Here is a 13,327-nt window from a genome sequence, read left to right as displayed (position 1 = left end):
CTTTTTGACGACGGAGGAAAGCGGCCGCCGTCAACGTCAGCTCATCCAGTACTCGTCTGGAATCCTCCGGTCCGCTTCGGAAAGGAAGGGGTTGTCGAGCGTGAAGATCAATCGGGACGCGATATTCGCGCGCGCGAGCGCGTCCTGAATGTAATGATGGGTGTTGAACAGCCTCATGTATGCGCCATTGCGATACGCGGCGACGAGCCCCGCTTCGATGGTCTGTGCCAGTGCTTCATGGCCCGCCGCAACATAGAAAATGAAATCCGATCGATACTTCAGCAGCAGCCGGTTCTCGACCACGAGATCGGGCTCCAGCTGCCGGCGTCCGTCGAGTTCAAGAAATGCTTCCACCAGGCCGCGCGGAAAAAAGTCCACACGACCGCCTTGAGTCATCTCGAACATCGTGTCATAGGTCGAAGTCTGGACGTTCAGACCGGCTGCTCTCAGGATCTCCGTATCGATCCAGCCGAGTCCCTGGCCGCACATGAACGCTTTGAGGTCGGAGAAGCGCTCCACCTTGTCGAAATCGGCTTGCCGATCCTTCCGGATGATGAACACCCGGTGGCCAATCAGCCCACGATGTATCGGAATCCGCACTACATTCCGGCCGCGCTCGGCTTGCGCCTCCATGCTCGTCCAGTGCAGATTGATCATATTGTTGGCGCCGGCCAGTTCGGCAAGCGCGCGGCCGCGTTCCATTTCGATGTCGGCCGATCGCAACGTATACGAAGCGTTCGCCGTTTTCATGGCCAGATCGAGCGTGGCGAGTGCAAACGCGACGTGCACGTCGCGGGAAGGCCGGATGCGGGGATAGACGATGTCGAAGTGAACCGGAAGGGCGGAAGGTGCGGCACGCGCCCGAAGCGTGATGCCCGCCGCACTCAGCGCGGCCAGAACAAAGCGCCTGCGATGCATGGATGGTTTCTCGAAACAGCAATGACGCGCTCAAACTGGCGCTTGTCCGCACAGGTTCTCGCCCGATCGGTGCTTCATCGTGCCACGTCTTGCCAGTGCTGACAAACCGTGTAATCCCTTTGTCAGGAAGCGCGCGATGTGGTCCGGAACAGGTCGGCGTACTGCCCCGAGCCTGGTTTTCCGATGCCCGGCTGGCATCAGACCAGCGTCCAAATTCCCGCGCGCAGCCATTCAGGATTTCCTGACGGCATATTCAGCAGATCGGAAGTGCATTTTTCCGGGCTTCCTGACTGTGTGACGCCATCGGCCTCCCTAGGATGGACTATCGAAATCGTCTATGTCAGCGGACCCGTTATGAACGGTCATTCAGAAAATCGCGAAGTCGCGGTTGAATTCCTCAACACCGCGTGCGAGCACCTGTTCGACATCTGGTGTGAAAGCAGAAGCGTCATACCGCTCAGCTATCTGTTGCACTGCTGGCCGTTGCCGGATTGGGGGTACGCGTCCGTGAAAAAATTGTCGGACGGATTGCGCGAACTGAGGATGTCGAATCCCGACGCGCTCGGCGGCCGCGTGCGGCCAATCCTCGGCGAGCTGACGTCATGCATCGATGAGATTCTGCTGTATCCGCGAATCTGCTTGCCGCGGGCGATCAACGATTCTCCGCCTGTCGAGTCGACCCTGTACGTCATGTAGATTCACGTCGGATTCGTTGGAACGCGTTCACCCGGAATGAGCGCCGGCCGGGGACGGCAAACGTTACATCGCCACCCTGCCGATGCGGCGACCGATTGGTCTGGGCCGCTCAGCGGCAACGAGTGCAGAATAGACGAAACAAGAACCGTAGCACTCGCGGGGATGTATGAAGCACAACCTGTTCGACGCATGGTGGAGTTTGATCGGCAGCTTCAGGAGCAGCCTTGTATCGCGGCTTCTCCTGACAGTGCTGCTGGTCAGTTGCGTCGTCACCGTGTTGTTGACCGGATTGCAGCTCTACGGCGACTACCACCACGGTGTGGAGCAGATCGAGAATCGACTTGCGGACATCGATCGCAGCAATCGCGACAGTCTCGCGGAAGCGCTCTGGCGCCTGGACGGTTCGCAGCTGCAACTGGAGTTGAACGGCATTCTGCGTCTCGCCGACATTCGTGCCGTGGAAATTCGCGAGACGGGCAAAGAGGGGCAATCGGCCTATATAAGTGCCGGCCAGCGCTCGGCCGGTCCCGTCATCGCTCGCGAATTCCCGCTCTTCTACAGCGTGCAGGGCAAGGAGCGCGAGATCGGCAAGCTCTACGTCGAGGCGACGTTGCTAGACCTTTACCATGAGCTGACGCGTACCGCGGTGATGATCCTGGTCACTCAGGCCGCCAACACGTTTCTGGTCTCGCTGTTCATCGTCTACATTCTGTCCCGTCTCGTGATGCGGCATGTCGCGGCCATCGCGCGCACGGTGGAGAGCTACGATTTCCGTGAGCCGCCCCGGCCGTTCAGCCTCCAGCGGCGCAAACGGCGCGAGCCGGACGAACTGGATCGCGTGGCGGCCGCATTCAATGCGATGGGCGCGCGGCTGTATTGCGCGTATCGCGACGAGCAGGACACGGCGGCCGAACGCGAAGCACGCAATCTGGCGGAAGCGGCTAACCGGGCCAAAGGCGAATTCCTGGCGAATATGAGCCATGAGCTGCGCACGCCGCTGAATGGCATTCTCGGCTACGCCCAGATCCTCGAACGCGATGCCGCATTGAGCGAGCGGCAGCGCGAACGCGCGTCGTCCATCCGCCATAGCGGCGAACATCTGCTGACATTGATCGAAGACACGCTCGATTTCGCGAGGATCGAAGCGGGCAAGCTGCGTGTGGAAATCGGCGACGTGCCGCTGGCGGGGTTCGTCGATGTCATTCGCGAGATCATCGACGTGAAAGCGGAGCAGAAGCGCCTCGACTTCATTTGCGAAATTACCGGGGATGCGCCCGTCGGCGTGCGTGCCGATGAGCGGCGCCTGCGGCAGGTCATGCTCAACCTGCTTGCCAACGCCGTGAAGTTCACCGATTCGGGTTGCGTCACCTTGCGAATATCGAGGTCCGAGTCGAACCGCGTTCGTTTCGAAGTGCGCGACACGGGGATCGGCATAGGTCACGATCAGTTGAATACGATCTTCGAGCCATTCGAACAGCTGGGCGCGGCCGAGCGGCGAGCCGGCGGGGCGGGCCTCGGCCTGGCCATCAGCCGCGAGTTCGTGCGTGCGATGGGTGGCGAGATCGAGGTGGAGAGCCAGATCGGGCAGGGCAGTACTTTCCGCTTCGAACTGCCGGCAGCGAGCGTGACGCCCGTGTTGCGCGAGACGTCGGACCCGGCGCCGCTCTCGTCCACGGCGACGGGCTATGAGGGGCCGCGCAGGAAGGTGCTGGTCGTCGACGATGTCGAGATCAATCGCGCGATCGTCGTGGATCTGCTGGGCCGTCTCGGCTTCGATACCGTCGAGGCGGAAAACGGCCGCGAAGCGTTGGAGAAGGCGCAGCGCGAACGGCCGGCGCTGATTCTCACGGACATCGTGATGCCCGAGATGAACGGCTTCGAGCTGACACGCAACCTGCGTCGGTCGCAGGAGTTCGCCGATGTCCCCATCGTGGCCATGTCCGCCAGCCCATCCGAGGTCAACCGTTCGCTGAGCATCGAAGCGGGTGCCAACGCCTTTCTGTCCAAACCGGTCGACCTCGAAGCGCTGCTGACACAGATTGCTACTTTGCTCGGACTGAAGTGGAGCCATGCGTCGCCGCCCCCATCCACTCGCGCGGCGACGTCTGAAATCAGTCTTGCGGCCGTGCCTCGGCAACAGATGGAAGAACTGCATCATCTTGCCCGCCTTGGCGACATGCATGAAATTATCGTCTGGGCCGAGAGCGTGGCGGCGGGCGATTCACGTTATCGCTCGTTCACCGCGCAACTCTGCGCGCTCGCTCGCGACTACCAGTCGAAGGCCATTCTCCATCTGGTCGAGCGACATCTGAATGTCGAGCCCAAGCCATGAACGAGCCCAACGTGGAGGCCACCGTGGAGGCCAGCGAACGGCCGACCATCCTGATCGCGGACGACACGCCGGCCAATTTCGGCGTGGTCGTAGAGAGCCTCACAGACCGCGGCTTTCGGGTACTCGTTGCGCTCGACGGCGAAGAGGCGCTCGAACGCGCGCTGTTTTCCCAGCCCGACCTGATCCTGCTCGACGTGAAGATGCCGGGGATCGACGGCTTCGAGACCTGCCGGCGACTCAAGGCGGACGCGCGCACGCGCGATATCGCGGTGATTTTCATGACGTCGCTGACGGGCGCGGAAGACATGGTGGAGGGTTTCTCGGCCGGCGGCGTCGATTACGTGGCCAAGCCTGTGCGCGTCAACGAAATGATGGCGCGCATCGAAACGCATCTCGCCTTGCGCATGATGCACAGGCAGCTCATCGCGCAGAACCGCCTGCTTCTGAAAGAGGTCGCGGTGCGCCAGCAGGCCGAGACGGAACTGTCGAGCGCGCGCGATGCGCTGGAACAGCAGGTCGAGCAGCGCACGCGGCAACTCGCGGAGTCGAACGCGCGGCTGTCCGCCCAGATCGACGAGCGCCGCCGCGCGGAAGCGAAATTGCAGGCGAGCGAAGCGCGCTTTCGCACGATTGTCGAAACCAGCCCGATCCCGCTGTGCATCACCTCGATGCCCGAAGGCGTCATCCTGTACGTGAATGAGCCGCTGCGAGAACTGTTCGGTCTCGATACCGGCATGCGCACGCTGACCAATATCGTCGACTTCTATATCGACCCCGCCGATCGTGACCGGCTCGTATCGCATCTGCGCACGGAGGGCAGTTTCAACAACAGCGAAGTCCACATGCGGCGCGTGGACGGCTCGCCGTTCTGGGCCATGGCGACCGCGCGCGTGGCGACTTTCGGCGATGCCCCGGCGATCTACGTGGGCCTGAGCGATATTACGTCGCGCAAGCGTATGGAGCAGGAGCTGTTCGAATCGCGCAATCAATTGCGCGAGTTGTCCGCGTATATGGAGGCGATTCGCGAGGAAGAGCGCAAACGCATCGCCATGGAGATTCACGACGAACTCGGCCAGTTGCTGACCGCGTTGAAGATGGACGTGTCGCTGCTGAAGATGCGCCTCGGCAAGGATCCTGACGCGATGCGCAAAGCCGACGACATGCGGGAACTCGTCGAAAAGACGATCTGGATGGTCCGCAATGTCGCGAACCATCTGCGGCCGGTGGCGCTGAACTTCGGGGTCGTGTCCGCATTGGAGTGGCTCGTGGAGGACTTCATTCGACGCCATGGCATCCCTTGCCAGTTGCATATCAACGGCGGCGAACCGGTGCTGCCGGAGGCTTGTGCCACGGCCGTATTTCGTATTGTTCAGGCATCGCTCACCAACGTCGGACGCCACGCGCATGCCACGCGGGCCGACGTGACGCTGACCAGCACGGCGGCGGCGCTCGAACTTCACGTGAGCGACGACGGCTGCGGTTTCGATCTCGGCATGGCGCGGACAGGTTATTCCTACGGACTGCTCGGCATGCAGGAGCGCGCGCGCCTGATCGGCGGCGCGATGACAATTGACAGTGCGCAGAGCATGGGTACCGCCATTTCCATTCACATTCCGCTTACAGGCGGGGCAGAAAAATGATCGACGTCCTGATTGCTGACGACCACGCCGTGGTGCGTGGCGGCCTGAAACAGATTATCGCGACGACCACGGATATCGTCGTCGCCGCCGAAGCCGCGCAAGGTTCGGAAGTGCTCGACCGGCTGCGCGCGAGGCGCTTCGACCTCGTGCTGCTGGACATGACGATGCCCGGCATCAGCGGAGTCGATCTGATCCGGCGCGTACGCGCCGAGCAGCCGCCCTTGCCGATCCTCGTGCTCAGTATCCACAACGAGGCGCAAGTCGTGTCGCGCGCGCTGCGCGCCGGCGCGACCGGTTACGTAACGAAAGACAGCGATCCGGACGTGCTGCTCGCGGCGATCCGCAAATTGGCGGGAGGCGGGCGATTCATCGACCCCAAACTGGTCGACGCCATGGTCTTCGAAACGCATTCCGGCGATGCGCCGCCGCATGAGGTGCTCTCCGACCGTGAATTTCAGGTATTAAGGATGCTGGCGGCCGGTCAAAGCATCAACGAGATTGCCGAATCGTGTTCGCTCAGCGCCAAGACCATCAGCACCCACAAGATGCGTCTCATGCAAAAGCTCGGCCTCAACAACAACGCCGAGCTGATCCGGTATGCCATCAGGCACGGTTTGGTGACAGAGTGAGGGAGTGACGGAGCCTTTAGGGATATCCTGAGGCTCGAAGCAGCATTTCCCGAATCAACAATCCGGCGCTGCTGACTGAAGAATCCTCGCCGTTGTCCCACGATTGTCAAATGGGAACCTGAAGTGCGGGGGCAGATGTGAATGCGACGAGAAGCTCACTTCGCGGACTGCGCGAGAAGTTATTGGCAACGGCGGGTACGCTGCCGGTCCGTGTGCTTACGCTGCATGGTTCGCCGGACGGTCAGATTTGCCGGGTATGCGTCGAAATCAGGCGTCCGGACGGTCCGATCCTGCTGTTCTTCTTCCGGCACGACGACGGTACCTGGCACGTATTTCCGCCGGCAAAGAACCTGTGCAGAATGAGCTTCGAGCCGCTCGTGGGTTGATGTGAACGAGGCCGGACAAAGGAGATTATCGATGAACGCAGACAACCTGGGGACGCTGTCGGGCCACGAAACCGAATTGCGCGCGTGGTTGAGCGATTGGTACGACCACGCGTTCGCGACCGGCTTCATCCGGCCGCCTTTCATACTCGACGACGCGACCGCTTTGAGACTGGAAGGTTACTTCGACGTGGGCCTGACGCCCGCGGAGGGCGTCAACGCAATCTTCGGCGTGGTGCATTGACGCGGCGGACGCATCGACGCGCCGGGGCATCCGCCGCGTCGATGCGCTGCTCACCCCGAGCGCGTTTTTTGCTGCCGGACGCCGCTGTCCAGTTCGGCGGCGCCGCCGTCTTCACCGCTTTCTTCGTCGATCCACCGCCGCGCCCATTCGAGTGCGTATTGCCGTGCCGTCTCGGAGTTCTTGAAGCTCGGACCGATCAGGCCTGAGCGCGCAACTCGCCGGCCATCGCGCACGATCTCCGCCCATCCGCGGAAACGGGCGTTCGCCAGCCGATCGGCGGCAATGTAGATGACGTAGCCGCGCGGATCGGATTCGGTTTGGCCTTTCGATGCGAGGCCCATCCACGGCGACGCGATTCGATGAATGGAATGGAGGGGTGTCACCAGCGCGCGGGGTTCGACGCGCTCGGGTACGGCATGCGCGGAGTTGGCGGGAGTCGGGAGTTCGCGCGCGATATCCTTGAACGTATCCGCCGTTTGGGACGACTGCCATGTTTCGCGCGGTGTCTGCCACGACGCCTGGTCTCTCCATAACACCCGGCGATGACCTTCGTCCCGAGTCTGGCGATCGATGCCGCGCGTCAGGACGTCGCGGCGTTGCAGTGTCAGTTGCGGACCGCAACGAAACTTGCGGCCGCTGCTCAAAAGGATCCGGTACATCTGCGCGAGAGCGCCGCTCGAACGCCACGTCTCGAAGCGGTGCCGGCACGTCGGCGCCGACGGATAGTGGCTCGGCAACATAGACCAGGAATCGCCGGTTGTGAGTACCCACAGCACGGCATTCGCCACCGCGCGAACCGGTGCGCGTGGCCGGCCGCGCTGCCGGTGAACAATCGGGGGATCCGCCAGGACGGGCGCGAGCAGCAGCCACTCTTCGTCACTGATTTCGTTGAAATGCACGCTGTCCTCCCCATACCCATGCCTTGCGCGGGCCCGGCTGTCTCTGTTCGCGCTACCAGCCGCTCGTCAGCCACGTTGGCAGGGATGCAAGGGCCAGCAGATCCTCGACACAATCCGATAGCTCGCAGACTTCCTGAAAGGCAGCGTCGTTGGAATCGTGCAGATGTTGCCGTCTGAGCTCGCGCAACGCGGTTCCGAGACGCCGGAGGGTCTCGGGGTCGCCGTCCATCATCGGCCAGCCTCTCAGCAGATACGTCAGCGGCACGACGCTTCTGGATTCGCACCACCGGTCGAAGAGGCGTAAGCACATCGCGTTGACGTGCTCGATCGAATTTTCTCTTTCAGACAGATACGGAACCATGGCAGCACTCGGACGAAGGACGATCGGCGTGCGTTCATCGTATGCGGCCAGTTTTCGCAAGGCTGTCAGGAGATCAAGAAAATGAGAGGGGTCGATGCTGAACTTTGGGTCAGGGAATCCTTAGCGGGCCCGACGCGCAGATGGGCGCCACGGCATTACTGCAGTTTCCAGAGCATCGCCGATATCGTGCCTTCGTCCTGGAAGACCGCCAGCACGTCGCTGATGCCCGAAATAGGAACGTTGTTCACGGTCAGGACGAATGCGATCCGGTGGCCGCTTTTCGCATCGATATAGCCGGCGAGGGATTGTCCTCTCAGGAACGGTAACGATGGCGCGTTCGGATTCTCCGTGACGTACGTGCCGGTTTTCGCATGCACTTGGCCTTTCGCCCCTGCAAGCGTCGCATCGGATTCGAACGCGGTGATGGTAGCCAGCGATCCGTCCACGCCCAGCACCGGCAACGCGTCGAAGTAGGGCGAAAAGACCTGGGTCGTGCTCATGCCTCTGAGCATGGCGATGACCGCCGTGCCGCTCGCGGTCGAGTCGCCGCCGCCACTGCCGTCGATGAAGTGGTACTGGTTCGACGCGATCTTGAACGTAGTCGACAACCCGCCCTGTTCCGCCGCTAACGCCCCGGTCAGCGTCGTCGAACCGTCGCGTGCGAGACCGAACAACATGAGGCTCGTGTCGGCGCCGATGTTATAGCTGACCTTCATGACGTATCGGACGTATTGCTCATACGGTTGCGAAGTGAGTTGCGCAACCTGCGTCGCGCTCGAATACGAGCCTTTCGCGGGCAGCAACTGAACCGGATTGGCGGCAACGGGCGCCGCCGTAACCGAGACACCCGCGCGCGCCAGCGCTTCGATGAAGACCGTGCGGGCGTAATTGGAAGGCTCGGTCACGCGGAACGTGCGGATCAGCGGGTAGGCGTTCGTCAGTGGCGGCACGAAACCGGCCGGCACGTTGCCGGTTATGTTGCCGATACAACCCGGTGAGCCGATGCACGGCGGCAGTTCGGGCGCGAGTTCGATATTCAGCTGCGAAGCCGCGCTGCCCGTCGCGAGCGCGGATTGGACGCTGAACGCGGCCGTCTTGGGACGCCAGTCGAATGGAACGGCGGAGCCTTCGGCGCTCTGGTTCAGGCTGACGTCGACCACGTCGTCGTTGACGAAGATCGGCCGCACGTTGAATTCACCGCGAAAGTTGAAGGGCTCGAAAAGGCGATCGTCGATCACGACATCGCCCTTGATCGTTTTGATGCCCGCCGCCGCCACCTGCGTCGCGAGGGAATTGAAGCCGGCGAGCGGGTCGGGCGTGGCGAGTATCGCGTTGCCCAGCGAGTTGGCCTCGTTGTGATCGAAGTTCGTGATGGCGATCGTGCCGTCCGGGTTGGCTCGGCCACCCATCGTCAGATCACCGCTTGCCAGCAGGATCAGATTGCCGGTGAGGGTGCCGCCCGCATCGAGCGTGCCCTGCCGGTAAACCGGCGTGACGAACTGATGCCGCGCACCCAGTTGATTCAGCGCGGAGCCGACTGAAAAGAGCTTGCGCACCGACCCAATCAACATCTGGGCGCTCGAATTCAGGTCGTAGATCACATGGCCGGAGTCGAGATCGACCACCTGCATCGACCAGGTCGCGTTCTTGTAGACCGGTTTTTGCATCACCTGCATGATCGAATCGGGAACCGTCGGATTCGAACTGAGCGAATCGCCGCACGACACCAGCAGAACGGTGCTTGCGATTGCGGCCCAACATTTCCACTGTCGATCGATTGTCGGGCTCATGGCATGTCTCCGGCGTTGATTGCACTTGACTGCACCTGACTCTACGTTAAGCGGCTCGATTCGCAGCGGATGCATCCCGTCACGGCGAGATTACGGCATCGGAAGGTCCGGCAACAGCAGGTCAATGTACTTCTATTTTCTAGGGCCGCCCGCCAGATAGTGAAATTAAATACCGTCCTGAACGGGTGTCAAGGACACTGTTCGCCCTCACGTGCAGGCAGCGAAGCTTTGGCGTCGTTTCATGATGCGAGGTTTAGGCCGGCTTATTGCAGCTATCATTTGCACCAGAGCCCGGCGGAGCGATTGCGTTGTTGCGGCCGCAACAACGTCAATGGCGCGTTCGCATTCATCGGTTCCGCCACATAGTTCGTAAGGAGAGGGTATTGGCTAACGGCACTAACGGCCGAGCAGTTCTCGAACCGGCACCGGCACGCGAAGCTGTCGGGCAAGGCGGCGGACCAGCGCCGGTCAAGGTGACCGCGCTAGGGCTGTTTCTTGTTTTTTCCCGCATCGGCCTGACGAGTTTCGGCGGCGGCTTGAGCGGCTGGTTCCTGCGCGAATTCGTGCATGACCGGCAATGGTTGAGCGAAGACGAGTTCCTTAACGGACTGGCGTTGTCGCAGGCGCTGCCGGGCGTCAACATCAAGAACCTGGCCATCTGGATCGGTTATCGCTTGCTGGGTTGGCGTGGGGCGCTGGCCGGATTTTGCGGAATCATCTTCCCGCCCGCCATCGTGATCGTGCTGCTCGGCGCGTTCTTCTCGGCCATCGCCTATCTTCCGCTCACGCATATCGCGCTGGCCGGTGCGGCGGCAGGTGCAATCGGCCTTTCCGCGGCGATGGCGATCACCGCCGCGCGCAGGCTGCCGCGGCGCCTGTTTTCGTATCTCATGCTGATCGCGACCTTCGCGGCGGTGGCGTTATTCAGGGTGTCGCTCGTGTGGACAGTGTTGATAGCGGGCGCGCTGAGCGTCGGCTACGAATACGTCCGTTCGCCGCGGCAGCAATAACGGCAGTCGGGCAACCCTCAACAAGCCACATCACGTGTCCAGAAATCTCATCGCACTGTTTTCGGTTTTTGCGCCGCTTTCGATCGTGACGGTCGGCGGCGGGCAAGGGATCATCGCCGAGGTCCAACGGCAAGTCGTCGACGTGCATCATTGGATGACGCACGCGCAATTCCTGAGCGACTTCGCGATTGCACGCCTCGCGCCGGGTCCTGGCTCGCTGCTGGCCACGTTGATCGGCTGGCAGGTCGGCGGCTTTGGCGGCGCGCTCGTGGCGACGCTGGCCTTATTCGGGCCAACGGCGTTTCTGATGTGCGGTGTCGTGCACGTGTGGAACAGGCATGAAGGCGCCCGCTGGCTGAACGCATTGCAGGCGGGTCTGCGGCCCGTTGCCACCGGTCTGATTCTGGCCGCCGTCTACGTGTTGATGAAACAGCTCGATGGCGGCTGGATAGCGTGGCTCACCGCGGCAGTCGCGACGGTGCTGGTGATGGCGACTCGAATCAACGCGTTGGTGTTGATAGCGGGCGGCGCCGGGTCGTTTGTCGTGCTGCACTTCGCGGGCTTGCTCTAGTCCGCCAGCGACGCGCCCGCAATCCGACGGCCGATGCGTTGCTGGAGATGATTTTCGCGCGGCACATTCTGCGCACATTCGGCGCGGGTATCAGTGCGTCGTTGCCCTCATTGCGCGATATTCGCGTCGCACGATTTCCATCAGTTCCTCGACGGAGGTGCTGGCTGCCTCACGCTGATAAGTCACACGTCCGCGTTGCATCAGCATCACGCGATCCGCGATGTCGAGCGTCTGCGCGTAGTTGTGCATGATCATGACGATAGACAAGCCGCCTTTCGCCTTGAGCCGAAGGATCAGGTCGATGATGAGCCCCGCCTCGCGGGCGCCCATCGCGGCGAGCGGCTCGTCGAGCAGCAGTATCTTTGAATTTGAATTGACCGCGCGGGCGACCGCGATAGCCTGCCGCTGCCCGCCGGAAAGCTGCTCGACCGGCAGGTCGACCGAAGGCACGTGCACACCGATTTCTTCAAGACACTCCGCGGCGCGCTCGCGCATGGCGCGATTGTCCAGCAGCCGAAACGGCCCTCTGCGGATGATTTCCCGATTCAGGAACATGTTGTGATAGATGCTCAGCGAATTGGCGAGCGCCAGATCCTGATAGACGCATTCAATGCCGAGTGAACGGGCGTGATCGACCGAGCGCAGCATCGTTTCCTCGCCGCCGACAAAAAGCTTGCCGCTCGTCTGCTGATGAAAGCCCGTCAGAATCTTGATCAGCGTCGATTTGCCCGCGCCGTTGTCACCGAGTACGCCGAGAATTTCGCCCTGTCTTAGCGTCAGCGAAACGCCATCGAGCGCGGTGACCGCTCCGAAACGTTTGACAATGTCTTCGCCGCGCAGCGCCTCCAGCATCTCGGACATTACAGCTCCCCCTTGCGTGCGAGACGAACCACGTGGATGTTGAAGATCATGGCGCCGAGAATCGCCGCGCCGAGAATCATGTTGAAGGTGAAGGCATTGATGCCGATCAGCGTGAAGCCGTCGTTGAGAATGCCAAGCACCGCCGCCCCGATCAGCCCGCCTATGATCGTGCCCGATCCCCCGGCGAGGGGGGTGCCGCCAATCACGGCCGCGGCGACGGCGAGAAACATGATCTGGTTGCCGCCTGCTTGCGGATCGATAGACGTGATGCGGAACCCTTCCAGGATTCCGGTCAGCCCGGCGAGCAGCGCGGCAAGAATGAAGTTGCCGAGCTTCAGGCGTCTGACCTGTATCCCCGCCTCGCTCGCGCCCAGCGGATTCGCGCCTGAAGCGATCGTATGCAAACCCCAGCGTGTGTGGCGTAGCAGCACGTGCATGAAGGCCGCAATCGCGAGCGTCCAGATGATTTCGCTGTAGCCCCATCCGCCCATGAATGCCGCGAACGCTGAATTTTCCGGTGGCGAAACCGGCGTGCCTCGTGAGATTGTCAGCGTGAGGCCGTTCACGAAGAACAAGGTGCCGAGCGTCGTCACGAACGAAGGGATGCGCAGGTACACCGTTACCGCGCCATTGATCAGCCCGACGATGCCCGCGGCCACCACGCCGGTGAGCATCCCGAGCCATGGCGGCAAGCCCGCCTCGATGGCGAAATACATGATGAAAGGCGCAAACGCAAAGACCATCCCGGCGGAGAGATCGATTTCCCCGCCGATCATCAGCATGATTTCGCCAAAGGCAATGATCGCCACTGGCGCGATGAACTGCGAGAGATTCTGCAGACTCGCGCCGGTCAGCAGAAAGTCATGGTTGACCGTCTCGAAGTAGATGCAGAGGATGAGCGCCACCGCAAAGATGCGGATCTCGCTGGAACGCCCGAGCGCGCCTGACCAGCGCCTCGGACGTTTGGCGGGGTTCTGGGCGTCCGTCACGGAA

The 13,327-nt window shown here is 61.9% G+C and carries 14 protein-coding genes; 8 read left to right on the top strand and 6 right to left on the bottom strand.

The window, feature by feature from the left end; genetic code table 11:
• Positions 1-36 precede the first annotated feature (36 nt).
• Positions 37-918, bottom strand: a complete 882-nt coding sequence (locus B0G75_RS26800; RefSeq protein ID WP_106312770.1) for a hypothetical protein — start codon at positions 916-918, stop codon at positions 37-39.
• A 183-nt stretch (positions 919-1,101) separates the two neighbouring features.
• Between B0G75_RS26800 and B0G75_RS26795 the strand changes: the two genes are divergently transcribed.
• The 6 genes from B0G75_RS26795 (at position 1,102) to B0G75_RS26770 (ending at position 6,842) form a co-directional block, all read left to right on the top strand.
• Positions 1,102-1,614 (top strand): hypothetical protein, encoded by a 513-nt coding sequence (locus tag B0G75_RS26795; protein ID WP_258194705.1) that lies wholly within the window; start codon positions 1,102-1,104, stop codon positions 1,612-1,614.
• A gap of 166 nt (positions 1,615-1,780) precedes the next feature.
• A complete protein-coding gene (locus B0G75_RS26790) occupies positions 1,781-3,946 on the top strand; it encodes an ATP-binding protein (protein ID WP_106312764.1) in 2,166 nt (721 codons plus the stop codon).
• Positions 3,943-5,586 carry a response regulator gene (locus tag B0G75_RS26785; RefSeq protein WP_106312761.1) on the top strand — a complete coding sequence of 548 codons (1,644 nt, stop codon included), beginning with the start codon at positions 3,943-3,945 and terminating at the stop codon, positions 5,584-5,586. The genes B0G75_RS26790 and B0G75_RS26785 overlap by 4 nt, the downstream gene beginning before the upstream one ends.
• Positions 5,583-6,215, top strand: a complete 633-nt coding sequence (locus tag B0G75_RS26780; protein ID WP_106312758.1) for a response regulator transcription factor — start codon at positions 5,583-5,585, stop codon at positions 6,213-6,215. The genes B0G75_RS26785 and B0G75_RS26780 overlap by 4 nt, the downstream gene beginning before the upstream one ends.
• A gap of 182 nt (positions 6,216-6,397) precedes the next feature.
• The gene (locus B0G75_RS26775; RefSeq protein ID WP_374956921.1) at positions 6,398-6,601 is read left to right on the top strand and encodes a hypothetical protein; all 204 of its coding nucleotides are present in this window, start codon (positions 6,398-6,400) and stop codon (positions 6,599-6,601) included.
• Positions 6,602-6,632: 31 nt separating this feature from the next.
• Positions 6,633-6,842 (top strand): hypothetical protein, encoded by a 210-nt coding sequence (locus tag B0G75_RS26770; RefSeq protein ID WP_012428068.1) that lies wholly within the window; start codon positions 6,633-6,635, stop codon positions 6,840-6,842.
• Positions 6,843-6,892: 50 nt separating this feature from the next.
• Here the strand turns inward: B0G75_RS26770 and B0G75_RS26765 are convergent, their stop codons facing one another.
• The 3 genes from B0G75_RS26765 to B0G75_RS26755 all read right to left on the bottom strand — a co-directional run bounded on the left by B0G75_RS26765 (position 6,893) and on the right by B0G75_RS26755 (position 9,892).
• On the bottom strand, positions 6,893-7,741 hold the full coding sequence (locus tag B0G75_RS26765; protein WP_258194704.1) for a transposase: 849 nt from the start codon (positions 7,739-7,741) through the stop codon (positions 6,893-6,895).
• Between the two features lie 52 nt (positions 7,742-7,793).
• Positions 7,794-8,102, bottom strand: a complete 309-nt coding sequence (locus B0G75_RS26760) for a hypothetical protein (RefSeq protein ID WP_106312752.1) — start codon at positions 8,100-8,102, stop codon at positions 7,794-7,796.
• A gap of 155 nt (positions 8,103-8,257) precedes the next feature.
• Positions 8,258-9,892 carry a D-alanyl-D-alanine carboxypeptidase/D-alanyl-D-alanine-endopeptidase gene (locus B0G75_RS26755; protein ID WP_106312749.1) on the bottom strand — a complete coding sequence of 545 codons (1,635 nt, stop codon included), beginning with the start codon at positions 9,890-9,892 and terminating at the stop codon, positions 8,258-8,260.
• 473 nt (positions 9,893-10,365) lie between these two features.
• On the opposite strand from B0G75_RS26755, the gene B0G75_RS26750 reads away from it, so the two are divergent.
• Together B0G75_RS26750 and B0G75_RS26745 are read left to right on the top strand one after the other, a co-directional pair.
• On the top strand, positions 10,366-10,902 hold the full coding sequence (locus B0G75_RS26750) for a chromate transporter (protein ID WP_106313053.1): 537 nt from the start codon (positions 10,366-10,368) through the stop codon (positions 10,900-10,902).
• Between the two features lie 34 nt (positions 10,903-10,936).
• Positions 10,937-11,473, top strand: a complete 537-nt coding sequence (locus B0G75_RS26745) for a chromate transporter (protein ID WP_106312746.1) — start codon at positions 10,937-10,939, stop codon at positions 11,471-11,473.
• Positions 11,474-11,563: 90 nt separating this feature from the next.
• On the opposite strand, the gene B0G75_RS26740 is transcribed toward B0G75_RS26745, so the two are convergent.
• Positions 11,564-12,334: an ATP-binding cassette domain-containing protein gene (locus B0G75_RS26740; RefSeq protein WP_106312743.1), complete on the bottom strand. Its 771-nt coding sequence runs from the start codon at positions 12,332-12,334 to the stop codon at positions 11,564-11,566.
• Positions 12,334-13,323 carry an ABC transporter permease gene (locus tag B0G75_RS26735; protein WP_258194703.1) on the bottom strand — a complete coding sequence of 330 codons (990 nt, stop codon included), beginning with the start codon at positions 13,321-13,323 and terminating at the stop codon, positions 12,334-12,336. The genes B0G75_RS26740 and B0G75_RS26735 overlap by 1 nt, the downstream gene beginning before the upstream one ends.
• Positions 13,324-13,327: the final 4 nt, after the last annotated feature.

The sequence above is a fragment of the Paraburkholderia sp. BL18I3N2 genome (assembly GCF_003001875.1).
Taxonomy (GTDB): domain Bacteria; phylum Pseudomonadota; class Gammaproteobacteria; order Burkholderiales; family Burkholderiaceae; genus Paraburkholderia; species Paraburkholderia phytofirmans.
Note: the sequence above shows the minus strand (reverse complement) of the source record. Positions and strands in the feature narration are given on the sequence as shown.

Coding starts and splice junctions, on each gene's coding strand:
- B0G75_RS26800 (WP_106312770.1), bottom strand. CDS start 918: ATGCATCGCAGGCGCTTTGTTCTGGCCGCGCTGAGTGCGGCGGGCATC.
- B0G75_RS26795 (WP_258194705.1), top strand. CDS start 1,102: ATGCCCGGCTGGCATCAGACCAGCGTCCAAATTCCCGCGCGCAGCCAT.
- B0G75_RS26790 (WP_106312764.1), top strand. CDS start 1,781: ATGAAGCACAACCTGTTCGACGCATGGTGGAGTTTGATCGGCAGCTTC.
- B0G75_RS26785 (WP_106312761.1), top strand. CDS start 3,943: ATGAACGAGCCCAACGTGGAGGCCACCGTGGAGGCCAGCGAACGGCCG.
- B0G75_RS26780 (WP_106312758.1), top strand. CDS start 5,583: ATGATCGACGTCCTGATTGCTGACGACCACGCCGTGGTGCGTGGCGGC.
- B0G75_RS26770 (WP_012428068.1), top strand. CDS start 6,633: ATGAACGCAGACAACCTGGGGACGCTGTCGGGCCACGAAACCGAATTG.
- B0G75_RS26760 (WP_106312752.1), bottom strand. CDS start 8,102: ATGGTTCCGTATCTGTCTGAAAGAGAAAATTCGATCGAGCACGTCAAC.
- B0G75_RS26755 (WP_106312749.1), bottom strand. CDS start 9,892: ATGAGCCCGACAATCGATCGACAGTGGAAATGTTGGGCCGCAATCGCA.
- B0G75_RS26740 (WP_106312743.1), bottom strand. CDS start 12,334: ATGTCCGAGATGCTGGAGGCGCTGCGCGGCGAAGACATTGTCAAACGT.